Consider the following 1,799-nt stretch of genomic DNA (forward strand, 5'->3'; position numbering starts at 1 on the left):
CGGCCGTGTCCCCGGGCGCCTCCGCCGAGGCGGGCCCGGCCGTCCGGCCGGGGGGCCGGCCCTGCGCGGCATCCCCCCGTGGCGCCACGAGGGCTTCGGCCCCCCGGCCGGTGGGCCGGGCCTCCACCGGTCTCCCCGCCGTCCCCGGCTCGATGAACTCGGTCACCTCGTCGGTGAGGCGGCCCCGGCCGCCGTCCCGCCTCACCGGCCCTCCCCCGCCCGCCCGTCGCGTGACCGCAGCCGCTCCGCCAGCCGTACCAGCTCCCCGTACTGCTCCGTCAGCCCCGACGGGCCCTCGCCCATCGGGTCCTTGAAGTAGAAGCCCAGCTCGGACAACGGGCCGGACAGGCCCGCCTCGTGGGCGCGGGCGGTCAGGCGGGCCAGGTCCAGGACCAGGGGTGCGGCGAGGGCCGAGTCGCAGCCCTGCCAGATGGTCTGCAGGACCATGCGGGTGCCGAGGAAGCCGTCGAAGGCGATGTGGTCCCAGGCGGTCTTCCAGTCGCCGAGCGCGGGGACGTCGTCGATGTGGACCTCGCCCTCGGGCGCGGTGCCGAGGGTGTCGGTCAGGACGCGTTCCTTGCCGGAGTTCTTCGCGGCGGCCGCGCCGGGGTCGGTCAGGGCCGCGCCGTCACCGCCGCCCAGCAGGTTCGTGCCCGACCAGGCCCGCACGGCCAGCGCCCGCTGGGCGAACATCGGGCCCAGGACCGAGCGCAGCAGCGTCTGCCCGGTCTTGCCGTCGCGGCCGGCGTACGGCAGTCCGCTCGCGGCCGCCGCCGGGGCGAGCGCGGGGTGGTGCAGGCCCGTCGACGGGGTGAAGTTGACGTACGGGCAGCCCGCGCGCAGGGCGGCCGCCGCGTACAGCGAGCTCGGTGGGAGAGCCCCTTCCGCAGGCGCGGGCTCCGTGGAGGCCACGTTCACCACCACCGCCCGCGCCGCCCCGGTCCGCCGGACGAAGTCCTGGATGTCGGCGGCGAAGGCGCCGATCAGCTCCTCCTCGTTCCGGGTGTCGCCCGGGACCGGACCGCCCGGCCTGACCTCCCGGTCGGCCGCGGCGAGTTCGGCCGCCACGGCGCTCGTGACGCCGTGCGGGAGCACGCCCCCGGCCGCCAGTACCTCGGCGCGCTTGGGCAGCGGGCAGTCCGTGGTGTCGTGGCCGCCGAAGACGAGGGAGGACAGGGCGGGCAGACCCGCGTCGGCGAACACGGGGGTCTCGGTCAGCAGGCCCGTGGGCGGGTGCAGCCCGGCGGTGACGGCGGCGCATCCGGTGATGACGGTGGTGGCGACGGAGCCTCGCGCGCCGATCAGCCAGACACCGGTGCGGGAGGGGGAGACGGAAGGTTCGGCGGACATGGGCAGCCTCCTTGTCGTACGCGAACCGGAGCCGGGCGGGTGGGTCGTGTGGCGGGCCGGCCCCGGGTGTCGGCGGGTGCCGGGCCGGACCCGGAAGCCGAGCCCGGACCAGGACCGAAGCCCTGGCCGGGACCCGAACCCGAACCCGCACCGAAACCGGAACCAGAGCCCGGACCAGGACCCGAACCGGAACCCGGACCGGGACCCTGGCCGGGACCCTGGCCGGGACCCGAACCCGGACCGGGACCGGAACCCGGGCCAAGCCCCGGACCCGAACCGGAACCGGAACCCGGACCCGGGCCAGGACCGGAACCCGGGCTGGGCCCCGAACCCGGGTGCGGCCGGAAGCCCGGCCTGGAGCAGTGCCGGGGTCGGGTGCCGGGCGGAGTCCGGGCCCCGGGCCGCCCCCGGCCGGGGGACGTGCGGCGCGGGCGCCTGGGTGGCGGCCG

The 1,799-nt window shown here is 77.7% G+C and carries 2 protein-coding genes; both read right to left on the reverse strand.

Features of this window, described 5'->3' with window-relative positions; translation table 11 throughout:
- Positions 1-205, reverse strand: a 205-nt coding sequence (locus DEP02_RS35030) for a hypothetical protein (RefSeq protein ID WP_232839288.1), incomplete at its 3' end; no start/stop codon positions are given.
- Positions 202-1,350: an inositol-3-phosphate synthase gene (locus DEP02_RS26620; protein WP_112470225.1), complete on the reverse strand. Its 1,149-nt coding sequence runs from the start codon at positions 1,348-1,350 to the stop codon at positions 202-204. The genes DEP02_RS26620 and DEP02_RS35030, both read right to left, overlap by 4 nt.
- Positions 1,351-1,799 lie beyond the last annotated feature (449 nt).

It is taken from the genome of Streptomyces triticisoli, assembly GCF_003270085.1.
In the GTDB taxonomy this organism is placed as follows: domain Bacteria; phylum Actinomycetota; class Actinomycetes; order Streptomycetales; family Streptomycetaceae; genus Streptomyces; species Streptomyces triticisoli.

Excerpts from the sequence above, each read along its gene's own strand:
- DEP02_RS26620 (WP_112470225.1), bottom strand. The coding sequence starts at position 1,350 with ATGTCCGCCGAACCTTCCGTCTCCCCCTCCCGCACCGGTGTCTGGCTG.